The organism is Propionispora hippei DSM 15287 (assembly GCF_900141835.1).
Classification (GTDB): Bacteria; Bacillota; Negativicutes; order Propionisporales; family Propionisporaceae; genus Propionispora; species Propionispora hippei.
Window position 1 is genome coordinate 1 of record NZ_FQZD01000052.1, and the last position, 20,453, is coordinate 20,453.

23 protein-coding genes and 3 tRNA genes are annotated in these 20,453 nt (G+C 44.4%); 4 read left to right on the plus strand and 22 right to left on the minus strand.

Translation table 11 applies throughout. From position 1 onward, the window contains the following. Positions 1-202 precede the first annotated feature (202 nt). From F3H20_RS18205 to F3H20_RS18215, 3 genes are all read right to left on the minus strand, one after another. Positions 203-278 (minus strand) — tRNA-Val (locus tag F3H20_RS18205). A gap of 6 nt (positions 279-284) precedes the next feature. Further along, positions 285-359, minus strand: a tRNA-Glu gene (locus F3H20_RS18210). Positions 360-366: 7 nt separating this feature from the next. Then, positions 367-442: transfer RNA gene (locus F3H20_RS18215), tRNA-Asn, on the minus strand. A gap of 183 nt (positions 443-625) precedes the next feature. Here F3H20_RS18215 and F3H20_RS18220 point away from each other — a divergent pair. Then, a complete protein-coding gene (locus F3H20_RS18220) occupies positions 626-1,738 on the plus strand; it encodes an aminopeptidase (protein ID WP_149736266.1) in 1,113 nt (370 codons plus the stop codon). A gap of 57 nt (positions 1,739-1,795) precedes the next feature. On the opposite strand, the gene speE is transcribed toward F3H20_RS18220, so the two are convergent. The 16 genes from speE to F3H20_RS18300 all read right to left on the minus strand — a co-directional run bounded on the left by speE (position 1,796) and on the right by F3H20_RS18300 (position 16,111). Then, a complete protein-coding gene (gene speE, locus F3H20_RS18225; protein WP_149736267.1) occupies positions 1,796-2,626 on the minus strand; it encodes a polyamine aminopropyltransferase in 831 nt (276 codons plus the stop codon). 145 nt (positions 2,627-2,771) lie between these two features. Then, entirely contained in the window at positions 2,772-3,008 is a 237-nt protein-coding gene (locus F3H20_RS18230) for a hypothetical protein (protein WP_149736268.1), read from the minus strand. Between the two features lie 193 nt (positions 3,009-3,201). Continuing rightward, positions 3,202-3,555, minus strand: a complete 354-nt coding sequence (locus F3H20_RS18235; RefSeq protein ID WP_149736269.1) for a hypothetical protein — start codon at positions 3,553-3,555, stop codon at positions 3,202-3,204. A gap of 145 nt (positions 3,556-3,700) precedes the next feature. After that, positions 3,701-3,946 carry a hypothetical protein gene (locus tag F3H20_RS18240; protein WP_149736270.1) on the minus strand — a complete coding sequence of 82 codons (246 nt, stop codon included), beginning with the start codon at positions 3,944-3,946 and terminating at the stop codon, positions 3,701-3,703. Between the two features lie 73 nt (positions 3,947-4,019). Beyond that, on the minus strand, positions 4,020-4,715 hold the full coding sequence (locus F3H20_RS18245; protein WP_149736271.1) for a metallophosphoesterase: 696 nt from the start codon (positions 4,713-4,715) through the stop codon (positions 4,020-4,022). After that, positions 4,712-4,927: a hypothetical protein gene (locus tag F3H20_RS18250; RefSeq protein ID WP_149736272.1), complete on the minus strand. Its 216-nt coding sequence runs from the start codon at positions 4,925-4,927 to the stop codon at positions 4,712-4,714. The genes F3H20_RS18245 and F3H20_RS18250 overlap by 4 nt, the downstream gene beginning before the upstream one ends. Positions 4,928-5,104: 177 nt before the next feature. Further along, positions 5,105-5,602: an acetolactate synthase small subunit gene (ilvN, locus tag F3H20_RS18255; protein ID WP_149736273.1), complete on the minus strand. Its 498-nt coding sequence runs from the start codon at positions 5,600-5,602 to the stop codon at positions 5,105-5,107. Then, the gene (ilvB, locus tag F3H20_RS18260) at positions 5,599-7,308 is read right to left on the minus strand and encodes a biosynthetic-type acetolactate synthase large subunit (protein WP_149736274.1); all 1,710 of its coding nucleotides are present in this window, start codon (positions 7,306-7,308) and stop codon (positions 5,599-5,601) included. Before ilvB ends, ilvN begins: the two co-directional genes overlap by 4 nt. A gap of 101 nt (positions 7,309-7,409) precedes the next feature. Further along, positions 7,410-7,973: a beta-class carbonic anhydrase gene (locus F3H20_RS18265; RefSeq protein ID WP_149736275.1), complete on the minus strand. Its 564-nt coding sequence runs from the start codon at positions 7,971-7,973 to the stop codon at positions 7,410-7,412. 29 nt (positions 7,974-8,002) lie between these two features. Then, positions 8,003-8,776, minus strand: a complete 774-nt coding sequence (locus F3H20_RS18270; protein ID WP_149736276.1) for a DUF4931 domain-containing protein — start codon at positions 8,774-8,776, stop codon at positions 8,003-8,005. Between the two features lie 600 nt (positions 8,777-9,376). Continuing rightward, positions 9,377-10,384: a galactose/methyl galactoside ABC transporter permease MglC gene (gene mglC, locus F3H20_RS18275; protein WP_149736277.1), complete on the minus strand. Its 1,008-nt coding sequence runs from the start codon at positions 10,382-10,384 to the stop codon at positions 9,377-9,379. A 21-nt stretch (positions 10,385-10,405) separates the two neighbouring features. After that, positions 10,406-11,923 (minus strand): sugar ABC transporter ATP-binding protein, encoded by a 1,518-nt coding sequence (locus F3H20_RS18280; protein ID WP_149736278.1) that lies wholly within the window; start codon positions 11,921-11,923, stop codon positions 10,406-10,408. A gap of 116 nt (positions 11,924-12,039) precedes the next feature. Beyond that, positions 12,040-13,065: a galactose ABC transporter substrate-binding protein gene (locus tag F3H20_RS18285; protein WP_091743958.1), complete on the minus strand. Its 1,026-nt coding sequence runs from the start codon at positions 13,063-13,065 to the stop codon at positions 12,040-12,042. Between the two features lie 553 nt (positions 13,066-13,618). Next, positions 13,619-14,503 (minus strand): Cof-type HAD-IIB family hydrolase, encoded by an 885-nt coding sequence (locus F3H20_RS18290; protein WP_149736279.1) that lies wholly within the window; start codon positions 14,501-14,503, stop codon positions 13,619-13,621. A 167-nt stretch (positions 14,504-14,670) separates the two neighbouring features. Further along, a complete protein-coding gene (tpx, locus tag F3H20_RS18295; protein WP_149736280.1) occupies positions 14,671-15,183 on the minus strand; it encodes a thiol peroxidase in 513 nt (170 codons plus the stop codon). Between the two features lie 85 nt (positions 15,184-15,268). Then, the gene (locus F3H20_RS18300; protein WP_149736281.1) at positions 15,269-16,111 is read right to left on the minus strand and encodes a pyridoxamine kinase; all 843 of its coding nucleotides are present in this window, start codon (positions 16,109-16,111) and stop codon (positions 15,269-15,271) included. A 347-nt stretch (positions 16,112-16,458) separates the two neighbouring features. Between F3H20_RS18300 and F3H20_RS18305 the strand changes: the two genes are divergently transcribed. Then, positions 16,459-16,737: a hypothetical protein gene (locus tag F3H20_RS18305; protein ID WP_149736282.1), complete on the plus strand. Its 279-nt coding sequence runs from the start codon at positions 16,459-16,461 to the stop codon at positions 16,735-16,737. Positions 16,738-16,739: 2 nt separating this feature from the next. Next, positions 16,740-17,186, plus strand: coding sequence for a DUF2076 domain-containing protein (locus tag F3H20_RS18310; RefSeq protein ID WP_149736283.1), 447 nt, complete (start codon positions 16,740-16,742; stop codon positions 17,184-17,186). An 81-nt stretch (positions 17,187-17,267) separates the two neighbouring features. Here the strand turns inward: F3H20_RS18310 and F3H20_RS18315 are convergent, their stop codons facing one another. Together F3H20_RS18315 and F3H20_RS18320 are read right to left on the minus strand one after the other, a co-directional pair. Further along, positions 17,268-17,966, minus strand: a complete 699-nt coding sequence (locus F3H20_RS18315; protein WP_223191844.1) for an LrgB family protein — start codon at positions 17,964-17,966, stop codon at positions 17,268-17,270. A 1-nt stretch (position 17,967) separates the two neighbouring features. Then, on the minus strand, positions 17,968-18,330 hold the full coding sequence (locus F3H20_RS18320; protein ID WP_188128409.1) for a CidA/LrgA family protein: 363 nt from the start codon (positions 18,328-18,330) through the stop codon (positions 17,968-17,970). 402 nt (positions 18,331-18,732) lie between these two features. Between F3H20_RS18320 and F3H20_RS18325 the strand changes: the two genes are divergently transcribed. Then, positions 18,733-19,347 (plus strand): sigma-70 family RNA polymerase sigma factor, encoded by a 615-nt coding sequence (locus tag F3H20_RS18325; RefSeq protein WP_149736285.1) that lies wholly within the window; start codon positions 18,733-18,735, stop codon positions 19,345-19,347. Between the two features lie 752 nt (positions 19,348-20,099). On the opposite strand, the gene F3H20_RS20020 is transcribed toward F3H20_RS18325, so the two are convergent. Continuing rightward, the gene (locus F3H20_RS20020; RefSeq protein WP_188128410.1) at positions 20,100-20,261 is read right to left on the minus strand and encodes a hypothetical protein; all 162 of its coding nucleotides are present in this window, start codon (positions 20,259-20,261) and stop codon (positions 20,100-20,102) included. Positions 20,262-20,453 lie beyond the last annotated feature (192 nt).

Genomic DNA, 20,453 nt, shown 5'->3' on the forward strand with positions numbered 1-20,453 from the left:
TGTGCTAAACTCTTAGTATCATCCATTGGATGCGCCTCCTTTGTTTAGAGTTATGCGGTCGGCAAACCTGCATTTATTCTAACAAAAGAGGCTGTTTTTTTCGACGTATAGCTATAAGCTTTTTGGAACCACATGCATAGCATGTGGTATTCGCTTACGCAAAAAATAATCAAGCCACTCCATTAGAGTGGCTTGATTGATGTGGTGGGCGATGACAGGATCGAACTGCCGACATCCTGCTTGTAAGGCAGGCGCTCTCCCAGCTGAGCTAATCGCCCATATGTTGGTGACCCGTGGGGGAATCGAACCCCCGATACCGCCGTGAAAGGGCGGTGTCTTAACCGCTTGACCAACGGGCCACTGAATTGGCTCCTCGAGTAGGACTCGAACCTACGACCGATCGGTTAACAGCCGATTGCTCTACCAACTGAGCTATCGAGGAAGGACATTTAATATTATGCCATATTACATAAGAAAACGCAATACCATATTATGATTTTTTTAACTTATTTTTTTATTCCGCCGGCCGCAGACAGGATAATTATTACCTGCAGCCAATAATACTATGATAGATAAGCTCTCAACGGTCTGAGCATGTCCAGCCGCAACTAAAGGAGGTAAATTTATGGACCCGAGAATTCAAACCCTGGCACATAACCTGATTACCTACTCCACCCATATCCAGCCGGGAGAAAAGGTCTTAATCGAAATGGTGGATGATGCCCTGCCCCTGACAACGGCATTAATAGACGAGGTGTATCAGGCAGGCGGCGTTCCTTTCGTCACCTTAAAAAATAATCAAATTCAGCGTTCCCTGCTGCTCAAAGCCAGTCCGGAGCAATTATCGTTAATCGGTCAATGGGAAGCGGAACGCATGCGTCAAATGGATGCCTACATCGGTATCCGCGCCAGTCATAATGTCAGTCAGTTAGCAGATGTCCCTGCCTCACAAATGAGCAAGTACCAGCAAAACTGGGTTGGTCCGGTCCATATGGACATCCGCGTGCCCCATACTAAATGGTGCGTACTACGCTATCCCAACGCTTCTATGGCCCAGTTAGCCAACATGAGTACCGAATCCTTCGAGGATTTTTATTTCAGGGTATGCAATCTGGATTATAAAAAAATGGCTGCCGCTATGGACCCGCTGATCGAACTGTTTGATAAAACCGATGAAGTTAAGATTATTGGCCCCGGTACGGAGCTTTCCTTTTCCGTCAAAGGAATTCCCGCAGTAAAATGCTCCGGTTTACGCAACATACCGGATGGCGAAGTATACACCGCTCCGGTAAGAAATACGGTAAACGGCGTCTTAAGCTACAACACGCCTGCCGTATATCAGGGCGTTATTTACGAGAATATCCGCCTGGAATTCAGTCAGGGAAAAATCGTGAAAGCCACCGCTAATCATACCGAGCGGATCAATGAAATATTGGATACCGATGAGGGGGCGCGCTATATCGGTGAATTTGCCTTGGGCGTCAATCCCCATATTACCATTCCGATGAAAGACACGCTGTTTGACGAAAAAATCAGAGGAAGCTTTCATTTCACTCCCGGCAATGCTTACAAAGTAGCCAATAATGGCAACCAGTCGACCATCCACTGGGATCTGGTCTGCATGCAGGACAAGGATCACGGTGGCGGCGAAATCTATTTCGACGGCCGCCTGATTCGCAAGGATGGCATCTTTGTATCGCCTGAATTGCACGGCTTAAATCCGGAAAATCTCATCTGACCCGGGAAACAAACAGGCTTGCCGCTATAGCGGCAAGCCTGTTTGTCATCGTTATATCTACTTTAACAAATCCTGAATAAAGGTCGGCAAGGCAAAACAACTCCGGTGAATGTCCCGGTTATAATACCTGGTGGCAAATGGCAGCACCGGCACCTCACCCTGCAGCGGGTCATAATGTTTAGATCCTAAGGTGAAGCAATGCAAACCACCCGGATATAGAGGAATCGATGCCAGATAGGTTCTCGTAATAGGAAACAGGTCGCGAATATCACTAAAGAGACGCCGAAGTAACGGTTGATGATAAAAGGGCGATTCTGTCTGTTGGACGAATAACCCATCCTCTTTCAGCGCTTTATAAACATCCTGATAAAATTCCGGCGTAAACAAGCCTTCGCCCGGCCCAATGGGATCGGAACAATCGACAATAATCACATCATATTTGTTTTGCGCTTCCTTCATGTGCTGAATGCCGTCGCCAATTTTTAACCGCACCTTCGGATTCTCCTGAAGTAAGGCCTCACTAATCTCAGGCAGGTACTTTTTACTTACTTCTACTACCAAACCATCAATCTCCACCATTTCCGCCTGCACAACAGCCGGATGCTTTACCACTTCCCGGATTGTGCCACCGTCACCACCGCCAATCACCAATACCTGACGGGGATTAGGATGCGTAAGCAATGGAACATGAGCAATCATTTCGTGATACACAAATTCGTCAAAAACCGAAGTCTGGAACACTCCATCCAGCACTAGCATACGGCCAAACTCCGCTGAATCAACCACGGCGATATCCTGATAAGGGGATTTCCCCGTAAATAACGTTTCTTTCACACGGCAAGCCAGACCCACATGATCCGTCTGCTGTTCTGTAAGCCATAATTCCATCTATCTTCCCTCCCGCTTGTCTTGTTATTTGGGTAAGACAAGTTTTACCAACGGCGTTAAGTGAATTTTATCATAAAAATTGCCAATAGAGAAGACGGAATTTATTGGAGTCTTCCAACCTGGCTAAATTGGATACCGGATCCGCCTAAGAACCGGCACTCTTGTCAGGAACACAGCCTTTAGGACTATTCCAAATCGAGTTTATGGCATGAGTGGCGTTAAGTTGTGTCATCAACCAGGCATAGATATCTCGCAGCCGGTCCAAATCAAATTCAAACTGCAAGCTGTGGACGGCATTTAAAACCCAGGCAACAAACCAGATGGAGATAAAAATGACGGTATAAAAGGGGATACACCGGTCCAGGCAAAACATCTTCCACATAGTATCTCTCCCTGCTCGCTTTTCATACTCACTCCAATATATTCACAATATAAAAAAAACGCCCCTTAGGGTGTTTTTTCAGATATCTCTTTGAGCACACGGCAGCCGGCTTAGTTTCCGGGCACACCCGACATCATGCGTAAGCTGCCTTACCGATTACGAGATCTGAATCTTTTTCACAGCCCGACTAATCCTATATCGATACGCTGGAAATCACCGGACGGATCAACGCCTCATTAACAAAAAGATAAGCCTTGACGGCTTGGGAAAGCTGGGCCGTGTTCAGATAGTTTACCAGTTCCGTTGCTGCCCGTTCATTTTCCGGCGAAATCGCCGCTTCCACAGTTAAATACCGGTTGGCTAAAAACTCATCAAAAATATCGGCCAATTCATAGCCAATACCGTTCAACAGAGCAAAGGCCGTTTCCATCTGGTCACATAATCCAGGATTCTTTGATTCAATTAAGATTAGAATCTTATTCTTTGATAAGGGTGAGATCATTCTGTCCAGAGATACTGCCTGCACTGTCTTTCCACATATTGCCACCGTTGTCTTCACCTCCGCTACGTGTATTGTCTCGCAGGCCACAACAGGTTATGCCGCCCAATAAATTCCATAGTTTAGTCAAATCGGCGAACGCCAGATAGAATAAGAAAAAGCAGAGCTTCCGCTCCGCTTGCCAATACTTGCTTTATAATCGAGGACTTTCCAAATCCTCTGGTTCAGTAGCCGTTGCCACCACAACCGGCGCCGGTTGCTGAAAGGAAAGATTCAAGACCGCGACAATGGTTGCGGCGATTTGTGTGACCGTGGCACTATTTTGGGTTTTAACCGCTTCCTGTTCCAACCATCCCATTAATATATCCAGTATTTCCGTAGCTGCCCGTAATCGCATAATTTGATACTCCTGATAGAGTGCATTTATATCACCGTCCATTCCATCGCCTCCATCCTCCCGCAATAGCCTACTACCAGATTATATGCCCATTTCCACCGGTTCATACCTGCTGCTAAATCAGTGTAGCCACCTTAAAGTCGAGTGCATCGCAGGAAACCAGCCGGCAGTCCACACCTGCATAGCAGCCGTTCAGGCCCAGGGAAATTCCACTGCCGTGCAAATGACCAAACACATAATGCGAAATTGGATAGAGGCGGGTCAGTTCTTCAAGCCAAGGGCAGGAGTATCCCGCATAAAATAGCGGATAATGGGTCATAAGTATCATCCGGGAAAATCCATCTTGTTTGGCGGCTGCCAAAGAAGCCATAATCCGGCCTTGTTCGCGCTGATAGATCTTTTGATCTTCCTCCGTAAAATTTTCGTCCAGCGGATTAGTCCAGCCCCGACTGCCACAAATGGCAAACTCACCAGCCGCCACATAGGAATTATGAATAAAACTGATGGTGGGCGGCAATAGGCGCTGCATTTTACTGCTGGTCAGCCACCAATAGTCATGGTTGCCCTTTATGATAATTTTGCGGCCCGGCAGTTCATCAACAGCAGACAAGTCAACCAATGCCGCCTCGAACGTCTTGGCCCAGGACGTATCCCCGGCCAGCAGCACCGTATCCTGCTCGGCTACCTTTTCATACCAGGACTGCTTTATCTTTTCCCAATGGTCGGTCCAATTGTCACCGAATATACTCATCGGTTTACTCGGCGGGAATCCCGACAAATGTAAATCACCAATGGCATGGACTCTGCTCAAAGAACTTCCACATCCTTAAGACGGACTAAAAATTTTTCTACATTTCCCACCGGTCCGGCTACTTCAAAGTCATTCATATATTTGTTTCCCGACCTGACTTCAGCCTCCACCAGTACAAGACTAACGCCGCATTCTTCGGCAATTCGCCCGGCTCGCTGCATATTTACCGTAGTATATACCCGTTCGGAGGTCATAATCTTTTTTACTGCCATCGTTTTGCTCCTTATTCTTGCTATATTGAAATATGCAAGACATTCGACATACATAGCAGGTTTACCTTGTTTTTGTAAACGTGCACACCCTAAGTGCAAACCAATTGAGTAGCGGATAAAAAGAAAAAAGGCCCTTCAGCCTTTTTACCCCACCTAGTATGCCCGGTTATCCATGCATTAGATTCCTTTGGCAGCCACCGGCCCACGCGACAACGCAATTTTTCCGGTGCGAACAATCTCGATGATGCCGAAATCCACCAATACCTCACACAGGGCATCAATCTTGCTTTCTTCTCCGGTGAGTTCGATGGTCATAGTTTCCCGGTTTACATCCACGATTTTAGCCCGGAAGATTTCCACAATATCCACAATATCCGACCGGGTCGCCTTGCTGGCTTTTACCTTGATTAACGCCAGTTCGCGATGAATGGAGTCCACACAGGTTAAATTGACAATTTTTATGACATCAATCAGCTTCGACAACTGATTGACCACCTGCTCCAGTTCAATTTCATCATCCACTTCCACACTAATGGTAATTCGGGTGATATCGGCTTCTTCTGAAGGTCCGGCGGCAATACTCTCAATATTATACGCCCGGCGGCTGATAAGTCCTGCAATATGGGTCAAAACGCCCGGTCTATTTTCCGTTAAAACGGCTAATGTATATTTCATTTATTTCCACTCCCGTCACCCAGAATCATCTGATTAAGACGGCCACCGGCCGGCACCATCGGTAAAACATCTTCTGTCTCAGGCAGCTCGACTTCGACTAACACCGGTCCGGGAAGGCGCAGTGCCTCCGCCAGCGTAGCCTCCAGCAGTTCCGGCTCCGCCACCCGTAGCCCGGTTACCCCCATAGCCTCCGCCAATTTTACAAAATCGGTTTTCCCCCGCAGACTGGTATGGGAATAGCGACCGCCATAAAACATGCGCTGCCACTGGGAAACCATTCCCAACACCTGATTGTTCATAACAACAATCTTGAGCGGCAGGCCGTTATTGGCAGCAGTAGCCATTTCCTGACAATTCATCATAATCCCTCCGTCACCGGTAAACAAAATAACCGGCACATCCGGCAGTCCGACCTGAGCGCCAATTGCCGCCGGCAGTCCATAGCCCATGGTGCCCAAACCGCCTGAGGTCAATAGCGACCGTTGGTTGCAAAAATCATAAAACTGCGCTGTCCACATCTGATGCTGGCCGACATCAGTCACAATCACAGCGTTTCCCTCGGTCAAACGACTGACTGTTCGTATCACTTCTTGTGGCATGATGGTTCCTGGTATCGGATGATACCGCAGCGGCTGCTTACGCTTCCATTCCTCCAACCGGCTACACCAGGAGGCAGCCACTTGCTGCTTCCAGTCGGTCAAATCAAGTTCAGCCAGCTTCTCGCACAACAACGGCAACGACCAGCGCAAATCTCCCACTACCCGGCTGTCGGCACGGATATTTTTATTGATTTCCGCCGGATCAATGTCAAAATGGATAATCTTCGCACCGGCGGCAAAGTCATTAACAGAACCGGTAACCCGGTCATCAAACCTTACCCCAATCCCAATAAGCAAGTCACATTCGCTGACAGCCATATTGGCCGCATAGGTCCCGTGCATGCCCAGCATGCCTAAATAGGGCGATGCAGATAATGATACACAGCCTAGGCCCATCAGGCTGGCGGTTACAGGAACTCCTGTCAGTTCTTGCAGGCGGTGCAAACTATTTCCGGTATCGGATAGATTGACACCGCCGCCAATAAACAGTACTGGCCGCTTGGCATTCAGTAAAGCGGCCGCTGCTGCTTCTACCTCCTGCACCTCTCCGGTCGGCTCAGGACAGTATCCCCGCAGAAAGACCTCTTGGGGGTACAAAAAATCAAAAGAGGCATTAAATACGTCCTTGGAAATATCGACAACTACCGGCCCCGGCCGTCCCGTCCTGGCAATGTAAAAAGCTTCTTTAATGACCCGCGGCAAGTCCTCAACTTTTTTCACCAAATAGTTATGTTTGGACACCGGCGTTGTAATTCCCCGTATATCAGCCTCCTGAAAAGAATCCTTGCCAATCAAGGAAACTCCTACCTGCCCGGTAATAGCCACAATGGGCACCGAATCCATATAAGCCGTGGCAATCCCCGTAACCAAATTGGTAGCCCCAGGCCCTGATGTCGCGATACAGACCCCCACCTTGCCGGTAGCCCGTGCATATCCGTCAGCGGCATGTACCGCCCCCTGTTCGTGCCGGGTCAGAATATGAGGATAATCATATTTATAAAGGGCGTCATACAAGGTGAGCACCGCACCGCCTGGGTAGCCAAAAACAACTTCGACTCCTTCTTGTTTCAAACATTCAATTAACGCTTCCGCACCTAACAGCTTCATTTATCTCTTCCTCCTCCACTAACGACGAGTCTTCCTTTATCTAGGCTGCCAAATCATAATATCGGGCATAACAATACACGTTCCCCGGACCCAAAAAACCGCTACTTTAGATAACCCTCCACAACAACCTCCAGTTCCCCCGTATGCGGGTTAAACAATAACCCATGGACTGGAACATCCTTGGGAATTAATGGGTTAGTACGAATTTTTTGCACGACCATCTTCACATTGTCCACCGGATGATGAAAATGATCCACCCAGTCTTCCAATTCCTTTTCAATCATCTGGATTGCCTCATAAGAAATTCCTCTGTCCAGCATCTTTTTTATCAATGTACGGGAGGAAGTGTTGGACATGCCACAATCCTTATGTCCAATGACAATAATCTCATTGACACCTAGTTCAAAAATTCCGACAACCAAACTGCGTATCGTCGCTTCGAACGGACCGGTAACTGAATTACCGGCATTCTTAATGACCTTAACCTCGCCTCGTTTAATACCCATCGCCGGTTCAAGAAACTCGACCAACCGGGTATCCATGCAGGTAAAGATGGCCAGATGGCGTTTGGGTATCTTACCGGCTTCCGTATAATTAACATAGGCTTCCGGCAAGTGACTGACAAAATTCCGGTTTGCCTGCAATATCTCCTCTAACTTGTTCATAATAAACCTCGCTTTAATCGTTAAAATAATTATTTACCGTTAAAATACTTTTGCCGTATATCCAGTATCACATCATCAATTCTGCTGGATACCTGCGGAATACAGTAACCCACAAAAAGAGGCGAAGTAACAAAACGCGGCACGATCTTTACATAAATTTCATCACTCAATTGATAAAAAAATAAATTGTAGCTGTTGATATGCTTGTTAAAATCATGCAGCAAATATTTCACAACGATCTGGATATAGTCGGCCATAACAGTTAAATATTTAATATTCTGTAATCGGATGTTAAACTCAATAAAACCGATTAACGGTCTGTCGGAAACGGTTAACGTCACGCCCTGATCCTGACGAACCAGTTTTCCGGCAAAACTCTCGGGCTTCATATTCTCTCTATAATCAATGTTCTTTAGCCCTACGATCTGCATATGCGGATGCCGTATGGTTCCGCCCGAATAGGGACCATGATTTTTATAAAACAGCACCGATTTAAACTGTTTATCCTCTGACATCTCCAACCATTTTTGCACGCCAAACTGCAATAAACGGTGCAGGTGTTCCCTGCTATATAACGACAGTTCTGAATCACAGTCACAGGTTTCGATCAGCACAGTCTGAAAAGCATCCTGTAAAACAGGATATTTATTTTTTAGGAGCAAAAGCTCTCCTTCCGCCGCAATCACGCCCTCCAGTTGCTCCCGGTGGCAAAAAGGACATTCTACCTGCTTATTTATGACCGTAACAGGTTTACAGCCACCAATAGCCGTATCAAAGACAAGATGTGTTTTACTAATATCCATGGCCGTCTCCTATGTTTGAATTAATATCGTCAAATGATGCCGTTTCCCAGGAAATCACCGATTTAATGAACACATCGACTCAAGGGGAGATTTCTCGACTGGCAAGAAAGATAGGAACAGCAGTACTTTTCAAGGGTTCTCTGACGCAGTCAGCGAAAAAAGATCCGTCATGACTCAAGCTGTGAATAAATCCCTAGCTTACATAGTAACACATTCATCTGTGATCTAAAATACATTTATACCAATTTATTAACAGTATATTCAACAAATCACTTTGAAATCCTGTAAACTGTAACCTAAATTATTCTTTCTTTGCTGGCACGACCGCTTCATTGCTGTAAACAGCGTATTGCATTACACTACGCCTGTTCGCTCCAACAGCATACGCCGTCCCCTTCCCCCACCAGATTTCGTCACCGCCTGCTCTCTTGGAGAGCTGCTGATCTCAAGAGCCTGTCGGCAAAGTAAGATATCGTTCGTATAGGCGGAAAGCGGATATCTTTCTAGCCTTCCCCAGCGGTTGTTATTTGCATAGCGGAAAATAAAAATCAGGACTGGCACAGTCAGCCTGTACCAATCCTGATAAAAATACTTATGTCGTTAGCGTTTGGAAATATATTTTCTAATATCAACGGCAACAGCCGAAACGATAATGGAACCTTTGATGATGAGCTGCCAGTATGGGCTAATGCCGACGAAAGTCAGGCCGTAGTTGATTACTGTCAGAATCAATACCCCTACCAGGATACCCGGAACCGTACCAATCCCACCGGCTGTCGAAACACCACCAATAACGCAGGCAGCGATGGCGTCCAGTTCATACATATTGCCGTAGTTATTAGTCGCACCACCTGTCCGGGCTGCTTCCAGCACACCGGCAAAACCAAACAACCCGGCTGCGATAGCGTAAATAACCAACAGGTTCCACTTGACATTAATCCCCGATACAATGGCCGCATTCACATTGCCGCCAATTGCATACATGTTCTTACCCAGCTTAGTCTTGTTATAGATAACCCAAACTATGCAGGCTACCACAATCGCAATAAGAACGATATAAGGAAGCGAGTAATCACCGGTCCCAATAGATCCCGATCCCAGTGAAGTAAAATCAGTCCGTAAACCGCCGATAGGCTGTGATTCGTTTGGCTTCATATCAAAATAAAGTGAGTTTGCGCCATAGACGGCTACATACGTACCCAAAGTGGCAATGAACGGCGGCACACTTAACCGGGAAACTACCAAACCATTGATACAACCAACCATCAGCGATGCTACGATGGCAACAATAATCGGAAGAATCAATGGCAGCGGTGATAAACCAGGAAAAAAGAGTCTTGAATAATCCGGGCTTTGCAGCATGGAAGCCGATAGTACGGCAGCCAGCCCAACTACGCGGCCTGCGGAAAGGTCCACACCACCGGTAATCAAAATAAAGCCCATCCCTAACGCAATAATAATACGGGTAGCCGATTGCAGGAGCACATCACGGAATGTGCTAATGGATAAGAAGTTCGTGTTATATACAGCAATCGCTACAATCAAAGCAAGTAAAACAAAATAGATTGCATACTGTGCCAAAAAATCCTTGGCTCTTTTCGCATCCATATTTAGATAAACCTCCCTTGTCTACGCCATATACAGCGTGGCATGACGCATAATCTCTTCTTCTGTTGCATTTTCCCGGTCAATAATCCCGGTCAGCCGCCCTTCGCACATGACCATGATTCGATCGGACATTCCCAAGAGTTCGGGCATTTCCGAAGAAATCATGACAATGCTTTTTCCCTGTCTGGCCAGTTCCGCAATAATCGTATAAATTTCAAATTTAGCTCCAACGTCAATTCCACGGGTTGGTTCATCCAGCAGCAATATCTCTGGTTCCGTAAGCAGCCAGCGTCCAATTAACACTTTTTGCTGATTACCGCCGGACAGATTCTTCATTAACTCCTTTTCGGAAGGAGTTTTTACACGAATTTTTTTAATATTCTCAATAGCGTCTTGACGCATTCTTTTCTCATCTAATAGAAGATACGGCGTTTGGTAACGGTCTAAGCTGGCAATTGCCGTGTTCTCCGTTACAGGAAGTACCGGAAAAATACCGGTAACACGCCGTTCTTCAGTCAATAAGGCGATTTTTAATTTTTTGGCATCCGACGGCGAGTGAATCCGTACCTCTTTACCTTCAATATAGAACTTGCCTGTACTAACCGCTCGCAAACCAAAAATGGCTTCTATAAGCTCGGTGCGCTGCGCCCCTACCAGGCCGCCAATACCAAGAATTTCACCTTTGCGCAACTCAAACGATACGTTCTTAAAAGATCGCGGATTGGGCGAAGTAAGATTTTCTACCTTTAATACCACGTCACCCGGAATATTATGTTTTTCCGGAAAACGCTGAGATAAATCACGTCCCACCATTTTCGAAATAATCATATCCGTAGTCATTTCTTTTGCCTGCCAGGTACCAATGTATTTACCATCCCGCATGATGGTGACATCATCGGATATTTGCAAGATTTCCTCCATCTTGTGGGAAATATAAATGATCGAAACACCACGTTTGCGTAAATCACGAATAATACGGAATAAATGCTCAACCTCATTACCGGTCAACGAAGATGTCGGTTCATCCATTACAATAAGTTTGGAGTGAAAAGATACGGCTTTCGCTATTTCGATGGATTGTATCTTAGATACGGACAAGGTTTTAACCAGCGTGTGGGGATTCAGGTCAATCTCCAGATCTTTAAACAATTGCGCCGTGTCGTCATGCATTTTTTTGTGATCAATAAACTGAAAAGGGCCAACTCCCTTCATGGGAAACCGCCCCAGCCATACATTTTCCATAACGCTGCGCTGCGGCACAGGATGCAGTTCTTGGTGGATCATGGATATTCCATAATTGAGAGCATCTTTGGAATTCTTAATCTCCAGTTTCTCACCATTCAGAAATATTTCTCCCGCATCAGGATAATAAATGCCAAACAGACATTTCATCAGCGTCGACTTGCCTGCACCATTTTCCCCCATAAGCGCATGAACAGTGCCCGGTCGCACCTTAAGCATTACATCATCTAACGCTTTTACGCCTGGAAATTCTTTGGATATATGATTCATTTCAAGTAAATATTGTATTTCCGACATGATACCACCTCTCTTTCCAAAGGCTTTAAAATCAAAGGCAAGGAACCACACCTATTACCTTGGCCCTTGCCTTTTCATTTAACTTAAAAAGAACTTTTCCAGACGATTACAGGAAATTATTTTGCGTCGTTTATGTTATCTTTGGTAATTTTCTTGTAATCAATCCAGATGTATTTGCCATCAGTAATGTCATAGCCTACATTGTCTTTCGAAGGAGCTTGGCCTAAAGCAAGAACAGTAGCCAGGTTAGTTGTGGCTTTACCCTGATTTACTGCATCGTTCAGAACCGTACCATACAGAGTGCCATCTTCCAGTGCTTTCAGAGCCGGAGCCGTAGCATCAACACCTACAACAGGCATAAATTTACCGTTTTGGAAATAACCTTTAGCTTTCAATGCTTCGATAGCACCCAATGCCATATCGTCATTGTTGGCAAGTACACAATCAATGTTGTCATGAGCAGCCAAGAAAGCAGCCATTTTTTCCTGTCCTTTTACGCGGTCCCACATAGCGGTATCTTCAGCAACTTTTTCCACTTTCAGACCGGCATCTTCCATAGCTTTAATGGAATATTTGGTCCGCAGTTCAGCATCTTGATGGCCCGGTTCGCCTTTGATCATGACATAGTGGATAATGCCATCTTTGGTCGGATGTGCTTTGAAATAATCCACCAGCAATTGGCCTTCCATCGTACCGGACTGTTCGGCCTTAGCGCCTACATAATATACTTTATCCCACTTTTTCATATCTTCCGGTAGAGGTTCGCGGTTTAAGAATACAATAGGAATATTAGCTTTTTGAGCTTTGTCAATTAATACGCCTGCTGCACTGCGGTCTACAGGGTTAATGGCCAACGCTTTTACTTTCTTATTGATAAACAAATCGACCTTGTCATTTTGGGTTGGTTGAGAGTTCTGGCTGTCAACAATATCTACTTGGGCTTTTCCTTCTGCAGCTTTCGAGATGGCGCTGCGTACGCCCGACATAAAGGTGTCGTCAAATTTGTAAATCGCTACACCAATTGTCGGTTTGCCACCATCATCTTTCTTTGCATCCCCCTGTTGTCCGCCTGACGAGCAGCCAGCCACCAGTGCTCCAGCAAGCAATGTTGACAGAATAAGCGCTTTCCAATTCCTTTTCACTAATAACCCTCCTATACATGATTTGTGTGGAATATTGCAAATATAAAGCAGAAACCGTTATTTAACAGCCAGATCATTCCTTAAACGAATCCACAGCTTCTGCTCTATAATACTGCCGGTATTGTAGTCTAAAAATAATTACGGACTATTTAAACTTGCCCAGAACTTCATTAAATACTTTATTAATTCAGTCAAATCTTCATCCAGAATAACCCATTAATCCAGTAGCTTCAACACCTCTTTTCTAGATATGTAAACTTCGAAATCAAAAGTTTACACGAGTCTTCTCTTTGCCTTATCTCAAATGACTAGACAAGATGCAACTCTTCATACTTTTTTAAATTCTTATATAAGTATAATTAGTCATAACTTTCAAAAATCCTCTTCGCAAATAAGTTTTTTTTATTTTTTTATTCAATATTATCTGACTTTTTTTGCAACTTAGCTGTCCTTATCTTCCTTTTTTCGTCATATAGGCATCTACAACGAAAAAAGACAGCTTCTACTTTTTAAAGCAAAAGCTGTCTTTTTAAACTTCCCTATTTTCCTGCCCTTATCCATTGCAGGAAGAGTACTTTTCCCACCGCGGCAGCATTTCCTTGACGATATGAGCAACACCATGACGGTCATTAGTTAACGACACATGCTGACAAACGTCTTTAACAGCCTTTTGGGCATTGCCGATAGCCACGCCAAACCCCACCCGTTCCAGCATAGAAATATCGTTATAATGATCGCCAATGGCCATAATATCCCACATAGAAATTCGCAAATAATCGGCTAAATATTCCAGGGCATTGCCCTTTGACGCACGGGCATCAATCATTTCAAATAAATCATCGGCCGCAACAGTCATCGTAACCCCCGGATACTGCCGGAAATAGTCCCGGCCTGCTTGCAGCCGCTGCTTGTCAAACGTCATAGCTGCAATATTTCCAAAAGCACGATCTTTAGTAACAATACTGCGCATATTGTCCACAAACTGGACATTTCCCATAGATAGCAACCACTCGATGGACTGTCTTCCTTTGGGCAAATCAATAGAGGCGTCCTTTCGGCTTGCCCGCTCTAAATCAAGCAGCATCAATTCCCGGGCATTGGTCGGCATATAAGTATGCTCACCGGTACAAACATCATAAAAGTATTCTCCCTTATCCAGCCAATCCAGTACATGCTGCACATCGCAATGCTTCATCGCCGTTGTCCTTAATAATTTTCCTTCTTTTGTATAGATGAAGGAACCATGATTAGATATGATATGCGGTCTCAAGCCAACCTCATGGCAAAGTTGAGCCGCATTATTATAAGTTCTGCCGGTAGCTATGGCGATCTCGTACCCTTTGTCCTGGGCCAGCAACAATGCCGCGGCATTTTCAGCACTAATTTTATTATTCGAATTCAATAACGTACCATCCATATCGGATACAATCAGTTTCATATGAGCCTCCCACTTTAAGAACTGTTTCTTCTTATATTATACTCGATTTTCTTTAGTATTTCATGCAAAAATGGACGGAAATGCATTCCATACAACCTTTCTTCATACAAAAAAAGATGCCCGCATGCATACTAGCCCCGGACATCTTTTTTGTAACTACCCCGCTTTTACAGCAGCTGCCGTACAACAGACAGTGCTTTGTCATAATCCGGATGTTCGGATACTTCGTGGACATATTCCACATGCCGTACAATCCCCGTCTTGTCAATCACTACAATACCACGACTTAAAAGCCGCAATTCCTCAATAACAAAACCATATTTTAGACCGAAATCCAACTCCTTGTGATCTGAAAGAGTTTTTATATTTTCAATTCCGTGGGCCGCACAATATTTACTCAAAGCAGGAGGTAAATCTACACTAATTGACAGGATTAAAACATCTTTCAGCATCCCTGCTTCCTCATTAAAACGCCGGGTTTGCAAATCACACACCGAAGTATCAACAGACGGCACTACACTAATAATGCGTACTTTTCCTTTACTTTCCTCTAACTGGAATGGTTCAAATTTAGGCGACAATACGGTAAAATCGGGCGCACTGGCACCCACTACAATTTCTTCTCCCAGCAAAGTCACAGGCTTGCCGCGAAAAGTAACCACATTCGTACGTTTATTCATAGATATAACCTCCCCTTCCACTATTTGCTATATCATAGTAGCATAATAATAGTAGCACATTATGAGAATATCTGCAAAAAAACGTTTATACAAAATATAGTTGGGATAACACCTTTTCCAGCAAAACTCCCTCCCGCACCGGCGTCCGGGCCTTGACCGTCACGTCTATGGCTTTTACCACAAAATGCGCCGCCTGCTCCATCGCTTTGGTCAGCGGCCTTCCCCTTAACAGCAAACCCAGCAATACACTGGCAAAAATATCTCCTGTTCCGGGGTAACTCACCGGAATGAAGTCATGCATAAATTCCCAGGTTTCGCCGCTATTCCTGTCATAGGCGATATTGGCAACTTTTTGCCCGTCACAGGGAACCCCGGTCATCACAACCTTTTCCGGTCCCAGTTCAGCTAACCGGACAAGCCATTTTTTTGTTGTGTCCATATCCACGTGTTCCGCCTGATAGGTTTCGCCTAATAAAAAACAGGCCTCCGTATAATTGGGAGTTATCACGCCTGCCTTGCCCACCAGCATCCTCATCTTATTCTGCATAGCCGGTGTATAGGTTGAATAAAGCCTCCCGCCGTCTCCCATCACAGGGTCCACCAGCACAAGTGAGCCAGGTTTGGCAAATGTATCAATAAATTCTTTAACAATCTCAATCTGACGTTCGGAGGCTAAGAAGCCACTATATATAGAATCAAACACAATATTTTCTTGTTGCCAATGATGAAAAAAATCCGGCATATGTTCAGTAAAATCGCAAAAAGCAAGGTCTTTAAATCCACCTAAGTGGGTACTTAACACAGCCGTGGGCAGCGGGCACACCTGAATGCCCAGCATAGCAAGCACCGGTATAATGACAGTGAGCGAGCAGCGTCCAACACAGGAAATATCCTGCACTGCCGCCACTTTAGGTACATCCTGAACCATTAGAAATCCTCTCCTCTCCTATAAATAACGACAGTTTATTTACCCCGCATCGCCTTTTCCAGGCCGGATAAATGGCTGTTGACAGTTAGCCTTACTTTCATTATACTTAATGTAACAATACATATTGAACAAGGGGAGTAACCATTCAGATACAATCGTCATTACGGTATTTTATACCCGGTTGTATCGGCAGCAATGCAGGTGAGACTTTGTTTATGCGATTTATTCGTGTAAGCAAGGTCTTTTTTATTGTATTTTCTCCTGGAGGTGCATCATCAAAATCAGATTCTTATCTATATAGACCGAGTTTCCACTACCACCCATCTACAGAAAGCGAGGTATACAATATGTCTGAACGAATGAGTTTACAGGAAGTTTTGCGTGACTATGGAGTTCCGCTCACCACCCTGCACATAACGGCCACGCGGGATGAATGCCTGCAACTGCGCGAACGGCTTATGGACATTGTTAAAGTAAGCGGCAAAACCGCACAGGGTTATCTGGAAGTAAACTGTACGTTTTATATTGATGTGGATGACATCGATCGTTATCTCAACGGCGAACTGCCTGGACTAGCCGAAATCTACACCTTTCCTGAAGACATCAAGACCTATAAGGAGGAATAACCATGAAAAAAATTGTACTCTTCACGCTCCTATTCATTTTTTCCTGTAATCTTGTCAGCTTTGCCGCCATAAGCGGCAGTAAGGCACGCCGGGCCACGCCGCCTTCGAAACCCCCTACAACCCAAAGTGCACCGGCGAACTCACCGGCAAACAATGATTACAAGCCTTCCACTCCGGCTAAAAATCTAAACGAAAAAGCGCCTGAAGCCAAACAATCTGCCGCACCGGCAATAAATCAACAATCCAATACCGGCGGATTCTTGCGCAATATGGGCATGTTCGGTAGCGGTATGCTGCTGGGTGGCATGTTGGGCAGCATGTTCGGCTTTGGTCCAACAGGCATGTTTGCCCAACTAGTCGACATGATGATCACCTTGCTGGTGTTTGCCGGTGTTCTTTTAATCGGTCGTACGCTCTGGAACAAGCTAAAGAGCAAGCGAAACATGTAATTAGAACTAAAGTCTCAAACAAATACCAGGGAAGCTGCGAATATATTTCGCATATTCCCTGGTATTTATCATTTTCTCCGATTAATGTACAAATTTTCGCAGTAACTCATGACACAACGGGATAACGCCCGGAGCAATGAAGGCTGTAATAATTCCCATGAAAATCATAGCCAGACTGGAAATAGCACCTTCCAAATGTCCTGCCTCATGAGCTTTTGAGGTTCCTATGCCATGTGCAGATATGCCAAACATCATTCCAGTCGCAATGGAGCTTTTCCGGTTTAGACATTTTTGAATAACCGAAGTCATAATCGTTCCTAAAAGGCCTGTTATAACTACAAATACGGCTGTCATTGCCGGGTTCCCCCCTAAAATTTGAGAAACGCTAATTGCCAAGGGGGTAGTAATCGCCCGTAGAGCCAAGCTATCCACCATCGTCTCAGGCAAACCAACTGCTTCGGCAATCCCCATGGAGGTAACGATAGCCATAAGAGCACCGCCAACCACACACAACAATATTTCCGGTAAATATTTGATTATCATCTTACGATGCTTATACATCGGAACAGCTAATGCAACGGTCGCCGGCTGAAGCATCGCACTCAAAAAACGGCCGCCGCTATCATAGCTTTCATAGGAAGTCCCAAAAATCTGTAAAATCACAATCAGTATGATCGGACAAATTAATACCGGAGATAACAGGATATTCGGAATATGACAATAAAGTTTTTTTGCCAATACATAAACAAACAAGGTAACCGCCAGCCACATCAGTACCATATTACTCTTCCTCCCTGTATTGGGCCAGCAAACCGGTCATCAGATGAATAAAAGCTAGCATGATAAGAGTACTGGCCACAATGACGGCGAGCAAACCGAAGGATTGACTCCAGAGTATATCCGAAAAATTAATAATACCCACAACGGAAGGAACAAAAAACAGCAATAACTCCGACACCAATAAAGTCGCCCCTGCTTCAATCCAGGAAAGTGGCAGCCAGCCCAGTTTTAAAAATAAAAATACGATCAAAATACCGACGATACTTCCCGGTATTTTAATCGGAAGTAACAAGGCAAGTTGATTGCCGGCTACACTGACACCACATAGCAATAGCACTTGTAATAACACTTGAAAGTATTTCAAAAGAACCACCTCGAGTATCATTCTATACTAATTCTTAAAAGATGTAAAATTACGAAATACTCTGTATATACCTGCAACTTATAACAAGCAATAAACTATATAAGGTAATGCTAATTCGACAAAAAAGTACTTAATATCGCATTTTTTACTACAATCCCTTAAAAAACAGGACTTGGGTCCTGTGTCCTTTGTGCAAGCTCCCGACCATTGTCTGATTCTCTATTGGTTAAATCTATTTTAAAATGTAAAAAGATGTTATATTTTCTAATGTTATAGCACATTTTGCCTACATTGTTATACATACTGTTGCCATCAGGCATGAGTATTTTAATGGTTTATTATCAATCAGCAAAAAATAATAAAGATTAGTTAAAATAAAAATTTACTTAGAGGGATAATAATATGTTAACTCATTGTTTTGATAGTTCAGGTATGATTCTTGATGATGAATTTAATCGCTTGGTCCGAAAATTTAAAAAATTGATTTACGCCCACGCGCACCGCTACTATCTCCCTGGCGGTGATGTTGACGATCTTTATCAATGGGGTTTATTAGGCTTGTATAAAGCAGTATTACGTTACGAAGAAAATGGAAAATATGATTTTGATGTCATTGCTATTATCAATATAAAAAATATGATGAAATCGGCAATTAAAACAGCCAATCGCAATAAACACAAAGCAGCCAATACAGCTTGCTCACTGTACTACACCGGGGATGACGCCGTACCGGAAAACGGTATTAAGCTGGTAGACAGGCTTGTATTGGAAGAATACGTGGATGACCCCTTGGATTTAGTAACTGATAAAGAAGCGGTATCCAAAATCATGAACTATATTGATACTCATTTATCTTACAATGAACGGACTATTTTTAAACTTTATATTACCGGCTACAAGCAAAGACATATTTCACAAGAACTAAACTTTGATCCTAAAGTTGTCGATAATGCCATTCAACGGGCCAGAAAAAAATTATGCAAGCACTTGCAAGTGTTGCAAAGCCATTCCATATAAATCTGACTCTTACTAAAATAAATAAAAAGGAATGTCCCAAATTACAGACTTTGAGACATTCCCTTTTATTTATTATTTTTTTACGCGCAAATCAAGTAAATGTTCTATCCTTGTATGACACGATATATCGATTTATCTTTATTAGATAACCTACCTCAAATCGTCCTATTTTTCTTTTGCCATTGCTGCAAAAGAAACAAAAAATCTAGGCCTGACACTCCAAAAGGCTTGCCGAAAGAGGCAGCTTCCTAAAATCCGAAACTCGCTTCGCTCAGACAAATACCCAAAAGGCACAGGTGGATTTCTTAACGGAAGCTCCCCCTCCCGGCATCCAGCGGACCGTCTTTTTCCGTAGCGGGCACCGGGAACGGCTCCTTCCTTGACGTATGTGGGCTTAACTACTTCAACTTACCGGCACAACAAAAAAACACCCACTAAGGTGAGTGCTTTTCTCTCAACCAGCAACTATCTATCCTCCCGGGCCGTTTCCAGCCAAGTCTTCCATTTAAATCGGCAGCTACTGACTTATTTCACTTTCGTTACTAAAGAAGATAACTCTTCTGCCAGCCATACACAGGAATGAATCAAAGGTACGTCAGTACCTTCCTTGACGTATGTGGGCTTAACTACTTCAACTATCGGCACAACAAAAAAACACCCACCAAGGTGAGTGCTTTTCTCTCAACCAGCAACTATCTATCCTCCCGAGCCGTTTCCAGCCAAGTCTTCCGTTTAAGCCAGCAGCCACTGGCTTATTTCACTTTCGTTACTAAAGAAGATAACTCTTCTACCAGCCACACACAGGAATGAATCAAAGGTACGTCAGTACCTTCCTTGACGTATGTGAGCTTCTTCAGCTTATCGGCACAACAAAAAACACCCACAAACGTGAGTGCTTTTCTCTCAACCAGCAACTATCTATCCTCCCGGGCCGTTTCCAGCCAAGTTTTCCGTTTAAACCGGCATTCACTAGCTTATTTCACTTTCCTTACTAAACTAAAGAAGATAACTTTCTACCAGCCATACACAGGAATGAATCAAAGGTACGTCAGTACCTTCCTTGACGTATGTGGGCTTCTTCAGCTTATCGGCATAACAAAAAACAC

Excerpts from the sequence above, each read along its gene's own strand:
- F3H20_RS18220 (WP_149736266.1), top strand. The coding sequence starts at position 626 with ATGGACCCGAGAATTCAAACCCTGGCACATAACCTGATTACCTACTCC.
- speE (WP_149736267.1), bottom strand. The coding sequence starts at position 2,626 with ATGGAATTATGGCTTACAGAACAGCAGACGGATCATGTGGGTCTGGCT.
- F3H20_RS18230 (WP_149736268.1), bottom strand. The coding sequence starts at position 3,008 with ATGTGGAAGATGTTTTGCCTGGACCGGTGTATCCCCTTTTATACCGTC.
- F3H20_RS18240 (WP_149736270.1), bottom strand. The coding sequence starts at position 3,946 with ATGGACGGTGATATAAATGCACTCTATCAGGAGTATCAAATTATGCGA.
- F3H20_RS18250 (WP_149736272.1), bottom strand. The coding sequence starts at position 4,927 with ATGGCAGTAAAAAAGATTATGACCTCCGAACGGGTATATACTACGGTA.
- ilvN (WP_149736273.1), bottom strand. The coding sequence starts at position 5,602 with ATGAAATATACATTAGCCGTTTTAACGGAAAATAGACCGGGCGTTTTG.
- ilvB (WP_149736274.1), bottom strand. The coding sequence starts at position 7,308 with ATGAAGCTGTTAGGTGCGGAAGCGTTAATTGAATGTTTGAAACAAGAA.
- F3H20_RS18265 (WP_149736275.1), bottom strand. The coding sequence starts at position 7,973 with ATGAACAAGTTAGAGGAGATATTGCAGGCAAACCGGAATTTTGTCAGT.
- F3H20_RS18270 (WP_149736276.1), bottom strand. The coding sequence starts at position 8,776 with ATGGATATTAGTAAAACACATCTTGTCTTTGATACGGCTATTGGTGGC.
- mglC (WP_149736277.1), bottom strand. The coding sequence starts at position 10,384 with ATGGATGCGAAAAGAGCCAAGGATTTTTTGGCACAGTATGCAATCTAT.
- F3H20_RS18280 (WP_149736278.1), bottom strand. The coding sequence starts at position 11,923 with ATGTCGGAAATACAATATTTACTTGAAATGAATCATATATCCAAAGAA.
- F3H20_RS18290 (WP_149736279.1), bottom strand. The coding sequence starts at position 14,503 with ATGAAACTGATTGTATCCGATATGGATGGTACGTTATTGAATTCGAAT.
- tpx (WP_149736280.1), bottom strand. The coding sequence starts at position 15,183 with ATGAATAAACGTACGAATGTGGTTACTTTTCGCGGCAAGCCTGTGACT.
- F3H20_RS18300 (WP_149736281.1), bottom strand. The coding sequence starts at position 16,111 with ATGGTTCAGGATGTACCTAAAGTGGCGGCAGTGCAGGATATTTCCTGT.
- F3H20_RS18305 (WP_149736282.1), top strand. The coding sequence starts at position 16,459 with ATGTCTGAACGAATGAGTTTACAGGAAGTTTTGCGTGACTATGGAGTT.
- F3H20_RS18310 (WP_149736283.1), top strand. The coding sequence starts at position 16,740 with ATGAAAAAAATTGTACTCTTCACGCTCCTATTCATTTTTTCCTGTAAT.
- F3H20_RS18315 (WP_223191844.1), bottom strand. The coding sequence starts at position 17,966 with ATGGTACTGATGTGGCTGGCGGTTACCTTGTTTGTTTATGTATTGGCA.
- F3H20_RS18325 (WP_149736285.1), top strand. The coding sequence starts at position 18,733 with ATGTTAACTCATTGTTTTGATAGTTCAGGTATGATTCTTGATGATGAA.